The organism is Hydrocoleum sp. CS-953 (genome assembly GCF_002260545.1).
Lineage (GTDB): Bacteria > Cyanobacteriota > Cyanobacteriia > Cyanobacteriales > Microcoleaceae > Trichodesmium.
Genome location: NZ_LGSU01001151.1, coordinates 1 through 7344, shown reverse-complemented (window position 1 = coordinate 7344; position 7344 = coordinate 1). Strand labels below are relative to the sequence as shown.

At 37.9% G+C, this 7344-nt stretch carries 5 protein-coding genes; 1 reads left to right on the top strand and 4 read right to left on the bottom strand.

Features of this window, described 5'->3' with window-relative positions:
• Positions 1-218 precede the first annotated feature (218 nt).
• The 4 genes from AFK68_RS18235 to AFK68_RS18220 form a co-directional block, all read right to left on the bottom strand.
• Entirely contained in the window at positions 219-545 is a 327-nt protein-coding gene (locus AFK68_RS18235; RefSeq protein ID WP_094673994.1) for a YbjQ family protein, read from the bottom strand.
• A gap of 103 nt (positions 546-648) precedes the next feature.
• Positions 649-1104 (bottom strand): transposase, encoded by a 456-nt coding sequence (locus AFK68_RS18230; protein ID WP_094673993.1) that lies wholly within the window; start codon positions 1102-1104, stop codon positions 649-651.
• 34 nt (positions 1105-1138) lie between these two features.
• Entirely contained in the window at positions 1139-1504 is a 366-nt protein-coding gene (locus AFK68_RS18225; RefSeq protein ID WP_094673992.1) for a hypothetical protein, read from the bottom strand.
• A 300-nt stretch (positions 1505-1804) separates the two neighbouring features.
• A complete protein-coding gene (locus tag AFK68_RS18220) occupies positions 1805-5062 on the bottom strand; it encodes an efflux RND transporter permease subunit (RefSeq protein ID WP_094673991.1) in 3258 nt (1085 codons plus the stop codon).
• A gap of 830 nt (positions 5063-5892) precedes the next feature.
• Between AFK68_RS18220 and AFK68_RS18215 the strand changes: the two genes are divergently transcribed.
• Entirely contained in the window at positions 5893-6696 is an 804-nt protein-coding gene (locus AFK68_RS18215) for a thermonuclease family protein (RefSeq protein ID WP_094673990.1), read from the top strand.
• Positions 6697-7344: the final 648 nt, after the last annotated feature.

The following is a 7344-nucleotide window of genomic DNA, read 5'->3' as shown; positions in this document are numbered from 1 at the left end:
GTTTCGCGGAGCGACATGTTTGCGGAGCATTCCGTCAGGAAAACGCCCCTACGAGGACTGAGGACTGAGCCAAAAACTCGCAACTTTCCCAAGATACGCTTAGGGCTTCTATAAGACCGAAATACTTTCGAGTATTTCGGCATTTACTGTTACATCAGGAGAACCTACTGCAAACAAAGTTTTCTGTTCCCTACTTCACTCGCTTAAGCTGATAAGACTTATACCAACTTGACTGCTGTTCCACTTGCCGTGATTAATAGCAATGCACCTTTTTCATCCACATTAATAGTGCCTGTATCTATTTCTATTCCCACAACTCCATCAGCACCCATACGTCTAGCACGCTTTTCCAGTTCAGCGATCGCATCTTCCTGACCCTTTTTAAACACTTCTTCATAACTACCAGTACGACCTCCAATAATATCTCTAATTCCAGCAAAAAAATCTCTCAGAGCATTACTACCATAAACTACTTCAGCAGTAACAATTCCTAAATATTCTTGAACTTCAGTGCCTTCAATTCGATCAGTTGTAGTTACAATCATCTTTTTTATTATCTCCTAATTTTTTTGACTTAACCTTGTTTTTCTCTGTAAAAATACTACAGAAGCTGAATCAATTATTCCTTGACAAAGTCAAATTAGTTTTTTAATCAATACAGTGAGACTTCAGCAGAGGAAATAACCGCCTCAACATAAAGGCCACAGTTCGAGAATGGACTAAGTTGGTAAACTTTCCAGTTTGTTCTTTTTCTTGGCCTTCAGATTTACTATTCAATTTAGCCTTATATTCTTCAAACTTGGCCTGGATTTCTAAGCCAACCTGGGAGATTAATCGTTTCTTACCTACCGACGTCCGACTCCAATTATAGAGTTCGGATTTTGCTAGGCTTGAGCCTGAACTACTAAAGCTTTCAACTTGACCGCTTGACCTTTCCTCTTGACCAAAGCCTAACCGTCGCTTAAATGCACCTTCAGATTCAAACCGACTCAGCGGATAAGTTCTAACTAGCAGCATAGCTCTAACCATTAACCCAAACCCAAATAAATCAAAAACTTGGTTGAATTTTGAAAACTCCGGGCGATCATAAGTTAAGTCCGACAAATTACTCCTAAGTAGCGCTTCTTGGGCATGATTGTCACAGATTTGATTGGCTAAATAGCCAGTATGGGGCAGCAGCTCTAGGAATGGGGTCAGGAGTAAATAAGAAATTACCTATATCTTGAGCTGTGTTCTGAATTCCTTGACCTACATTCTGAATTCTATTCCAGGCATCTGAAAAAATGTTGCTGGCTTGTATAGTTGCATCAGTAACAATATTTGGACCCTCGTCCTCCTGGGCATCAACAATTACAGCTTGATTAATCGTTGCCTCGCCAGTTAAAGGATCTACCGATTCATCTGTTTCATCTGTAAAAATATCTAGTGTTGGTTCATCAATTAGTAAATTTTCAGGTAGAATTATATTATCTGAATTATTTACCTCTGTAATTGGAACAGACAATGGTTCAGCACTAGGAGTAAATCTTGATGGATCATTAATCTCTATTTCTGGTATAATTGTATTTGTTGTTTCTGATGGACTGACAGAACTAATGGGTGTGCATTAGGGCGGTTCGGTGTAAATCTTAGAGTAAGCATTAAAATTTTAGCTAAAACCCGCCCCTACTATTGCACCATTTTAGCTGTGTTGGTTTACTACAAAAGTTTTTAGGTTAATGAACTACATAAAAAAATGATGACTCTGTAGGGAAGTTCCATGGAACTTCCCTACTTTATGGTTTGATCGCCTCTAACAAAAAAACTATCCTCGTCTAACTGTTTCTACACCATCCTCAGACTTACTGTCACTATAACCATTTTTCCCATTACCGTTACCATTAACATGACTATTACCATTTCCATTGCCGTTAACATAACCATTCTCTTCAAAAGCTGCATCCATTTCATAACCCTCTGCCATGTCTTGAGCAAACTTACGAAATAAACTAGACTGCAAACCTTTTGCCATTACATAAAATACTGGCACTACATACAAACTCAAAATCGTAGACACCAACATTCCACCCATAACGGACATCCCAATAGAAACCCGACTAGCAGCACCCGCACCAGAAGCAAAAGCTAATGGCATAACGCCGAAAATAGTCGAAAACGCCGTCATTAAAATCGGACGAAAACGTAACCGCGATGCTTCAACAGCAGCTTTTGTAATAGACATTCCCTCTGCTAACAACTGGTTAGCAAATTCTACAATCAAAATTGAATTCTTAGTTGCTAAACCAATTAACATAATTAACCCAATACGACTATAAACATTAATCTCCAACTGCGCTAACCACAATGCTCCAAAAGCACCCAACAATGACAACGGAACCGCTAACAAAATCACCACCGGGTCAACATAACTCTCAAACTGAGCTGCCAAGGTCAAGAAAATAAAAATCAATGCCAACCCAAAAATATATACCGTTGCTTGACCAGCATCTCGAAACTGTGCTGACTGCCCTTTGAGCGCTGTCCGCATATCAGCAGGCAACATTCTGTCTGCCAAATCATATAACGCCTGCAACGCATCACCCAAACTAACTCCTGGTGCCGGACTTCCTGTAATTGTTGCCGAACGAAAGCGGTTAAAATGGTTAATCTCAGGAGGAGTTGTGCTTGTCTTCACAGTCACTACATTACTCAAAGGTATCATTTCCCCTTGTTGGGTTCGCACATATAAGTCGTCAATATCTTGGAGATTATTCCGAAACTCTGACTCAGCTCGCACAATTACATCATAACGTTGGTTTCCTTGGTTAAAGTTGGTAATATCTTCCCCTCCCATCATGATTTGTAATGTCTGAGCAATATCCTCTACCGATATTCCTAAATTAGCAGCTTGAGAACGATTTATTTCTACTACTATCTCAGGTTTATTAATTTTCAAGTCTGTGTCAATATTACCTAGTTGGGGTAACTGTTGCGCCTCATTACTAAATTCTTGGGATACTCGCGCTAACTCTTGAAAATCATTTCCCTGCAAAACAAACTGCACCGGGCGACTACGGCCTGTACCTGGTAACGAACCTGGATTAATTGGAAATACTCGTGCATCTGTAATAGGTGCAAATGCTCCAAATAAGCGTTTGACAACTTCTTGTTGTGCTTGCTCTGGTTTTGTGCGTTCTGACCAAGGTTTCAGGTTGGTGAAAGCAAAAGCTCGGTTAGCTTGGGGAGACCTACCGAATCCGGTAAGAGTGAAATAACCTCTCATTTCTGGAACTTTAGCCAGTTTATCTTCTACCTGAAGCATGACATTATTGGTATATTCAACACTTACCCCTTCTGGTGCAGAGACAGAAACGAATACCCGTCCCCGGTCTTCTGTTGGCAAAAATCCTTGTGGCAGTTGTTGGAATAGCCAAACTATTACCCACAAAGATAGGACAAATCCTAAAATTATTAATGGTTTGACTCTCATCAACAGACGTAATGAGCGATCGTATATTACTGAAATTTGATTGAGAGCATAATCAAATAAATCTAAGGGAATGGCAAGTACGCGGGAGATAATATTTCTTTTTTCTCCTGGTTCATGTTTTTTGAGAATTCGCCCTGACAATGATGGTGCAAGAGTCAAAGCAACGAAGGTGGAAAATACTACTGATACTGCAAGAGTTAGGGCAAATTCATTAAATATTCGCCCTGAACTTCCACCAGAAAATCCCACAGGTAGAAATACTGCAATTAAGACAACTGTTGTGGCAATGACAGCAAAGACTACTTCCCGGACTCCTAAGATTGCTGCTTGCATAGGAGTTTTGCCTTCTTCTTGAATATACCGGACAATATTTTCTAAGACAACAATGGCGTCATCTACCACTAAACCTGTTGAGAGTGTCAGAGCAAATAGGGTGAGAGTGTTGATGGAAAATCCCATAAAAAACATTACCCCAAAAGCGCCAATTAGAGAAACAGGAATTGTAATGGTGGGGATAAGAGTTGCTCGCCAATCTCTCAGAAATACATAGATAACTAAGACAACTAACAAAATTGCTAATAGCAAACTTTTCCAGACTTCATTGATGGCAGTTTCGACAAATGTTGAGTAGTCAACACTGACGTAATATTCCATTCCCTCTGGAAAATCTTTAGATAATTCTTCCATCTTAGTTTTGACACCTGTGGCAACTTCCATAATATTTGACCCAGAAATTTTACTAATTCCCAGACCTATTGCTGGTTTACCATTATAACGGGCAATTGTGCGATCGCTCTCTGCTCCAATTTCTGCTCTACCAATATCTCTTAATCTTGTTTGGGAAGTATCATCATTTCGTCTAATAATCAGGTTTTCATAAGCTTCGGGGGTTTGCAGACGACCAACAGTACGAATCGGATATTCTGTAGATTTTCCTTCTATTCTGCCACTGGGAATTTCTACGTTTTGTTGTCTGAGAGCTGCTTCCACATCTAAAGCAGTAATATTTCGAGCAGCCATTTTTCTAGGGTTTAACCATAGTCGCATGGCGTAGCGACGTTCGCCACCAATTAAAATACTACCTACGCCATCAACAGTTTCTAAGACATTTTTGAGAAATTTATCTGCATAGTTACTTAACTCCAACGGTGAATATTTTTCCCCGGTTAAAGCCAGCCAAATAATTCTTTCTTCATCGCTACTTCGTTTAGAAACTACTGGAGCATCAACTTCATCGGGAAGTCTTCTCATGGCGCGGGAGACACGACTACGAACATCTTGAGCTGCTGCTTCGATATCGCGACTCAGTTCAAATTCAACGTTTATCGAACTCGAACCTTCCCTAGTAGTCGATGTCAGAGTTTTGACACCTTCAACACCATTAATTTCTGCTTCCAGAATTTCTGTTACTTCTGTTTCTACTACTTCTGGGTTTGCCCCTGGGTAGTTAGTTCGTACGCTGACCAATGGGGGGTCGATGCTGGGAAATTCTTGTACTGGTAAGTTGATATAACCGACTAATCCGACTAAGATAATTAGTAGGGAACACACTGAGGCAAATACTGGTCTTTTGATGAAAAAATTGGTAAACATTTTATCAAGTCAAAATTAAAAAGTCAAAAGTCAAAAGTCAAAATATTACTTTTGACTATGATTAATATCATCTTCGGATAATTACTTACTATAAAGTTGTTGTTTGTAGTAAAGCTCTAGCCTTTAGAATATTAGTATTATGGCTAGAGCTTTACTACAAGACTAATTACAACTGTTCTACCGAACATGATATAAGTGGGAAAATATGATTACATTTTAACGACAAATAGCTATAGCAATACTAAATCAGGACTTACGCAAAACATGAAAATATACACCACCTGTAGGGGTTAACGGCCGTTAACCACTACTATATATAGTGGCTATGCTTCAATAATTAATAATTAATAATTAATAATTAATAATTACCTCTCCCTAAAAGGGAGAGGATTGGCTAAAAGGAATTTTTTTTCTGTTTTCTCCATGAATGGAGAGGCTTTATACCTTTATTTTTCGGTAAGTCCTGTAAATGATGAGAAAAAACTGTAGGGGTTTGGTCTGCAAACCCAACCCCCAAGGGATGCGGAGTTGAGAATTTAACTCGATCAAGTCAAAATTCAAAAGTCAAAATTCAAAAGTAATATTTTGACTGTAACTAAATGGGTCATTTCAGTTATTAGTTATCAGTTACCAGTTATCAGCTGTAAATCTGATTACATCTTAACTATAAATAGCCAGTTTATTTATGGTATTATGATTCATTAATTGATAATAGATAATTACCTCATGTAAAACTTTAACGGAATTGAATATCAGGAAATATTATTAAACCTATATTCGATTAATTATCAATTATTAATTAGTAAATATCTAGCAATTTTGAATTATCAATGAAAGAAATAATCAACAATATTTTGACTCACATAGGTCAGGTTCAACTACCTCCTCCATCATATTTTGATTCCCTGAAAACTTACACAGTCAAGAAAGTATCAGATGCCGACACTTTTGATGTTGTTGCTAATGATTCAGATGCAGAAATTACCGTCCGTTTCGCTTATATTGATACTCCAGAAACTCCTAAAGGATGGGGAGATTCACAAGTAGAAAAAATGAATCGTAAAAATGAAAATCAACTATATCGTAGTCAATTTGAATGGGGAGAAAAAGGCAAAGATCGACTCCAAGAATTAGTAGAAAAAAGTGGTAATCAAGTAAAAGTTAAAATTACTGGAGAAGAAAAACGACCAGGGCGATCGCCTCGTTGTTTTGGAGAAGTTTATTTACTAGATGGTACTTTTGTTCAGCACATTTTAGTACAAGAAGGTTTGGCTCGAATTTATTATGATTATATTAGTGAATGTCCTAGAGAAATTGCAATTATGTTGTTTTTGGCAGAAGCTGATGCTCAGATAAATCAGCTAGGAATATGGCAAGAAATTCAATCAGAATTTCTTGCACCTTGGCTATTTCGTTCACTCAAAAGTAAACAAAAGAAGTTTCTCAAAGATATTAGTAAAGAATTAAAAGAAGGTGCAATTACTGAAGCTGAATTTGAAAGTAAATTCGAGTCAAAGTTACAGCAGCAAAATAAGATTTTATCAACTATTTTTGCAGACCTAAAAAATGGTATAATTACTCAACCTGAATTTGAGGATAAATGCAAGGAAGAACTTAAGAATTTATTTGCATAATAATTATTTCTTTTCAGTGTAACACAAGCATCTTGCTTGTAGATAAAATCCGGTAGTATTGGTATAAAAAAGCGTAGAAACCGGGTTTGTTTTAAATACCCCATTGTATAACATCTACACTCCCACAAACCCGGTTTCTGATAATACTTTCATTGCCAGCAGATTTGATCTGATAACTGCTATTATCACAATGCACAACTAAGAATTGAAATCCCTCCCCACAACTATTTCTATCAGGACTTATATCATGTCCGGTTGAATAGTTATAAATAAATGAGGGAGTCCTCAGTCATCAGGAGACAGTCCTCAGGAGGGAAGAGAGAAGAAAGAAAGTATAAAAAGAAGAAAGTTTTTTGGTCGCGTCAGCGGAACGGAGTTCTATCACGCTCTTATCCGGACATGATATTACCCATGGAAACTAAATCAAGTGAGGGCGAATGCCATTCGCCCCTACATCTGGCGTTTTAAAGGTTAAGCATGCGTAAGTCCTGCCTATAATAACTTCTCCATAAATCCATATTTCTACTCATCCTCAACGATTTGTGAAAAAAACTGTAGGGGTTTGGTCTCCTTTCCCCAAGCAAAAATGGGATTTGTCAACTAAACCCCTACAATGAAATATTACCGAAAAATAAAGGTATAAAGCCT

Coding starts and splice junctions, on each gene's coding strand:
- AFK68_RS18235 (WP_094673994.1), bottom strand. CDS start 545: ATGATTGTAACTACAACTGATCGAATTGAAGGCACTGAAGTTCAAGAA.
- AFK68_RS18220 (WP_094673991.1), bottom strand. CDS start 5,062: ATGTTTACCAATTTTTTCATCAAAAGACCAGTATTTGCCTCAGTGTGT.
- AFK68_RS18215 (WP_094673990.1), top strand. CDS start 5,893: ATGAAAGAAATAATCAACAATATTTTGACTCACATAGGTCAGGTTCAA.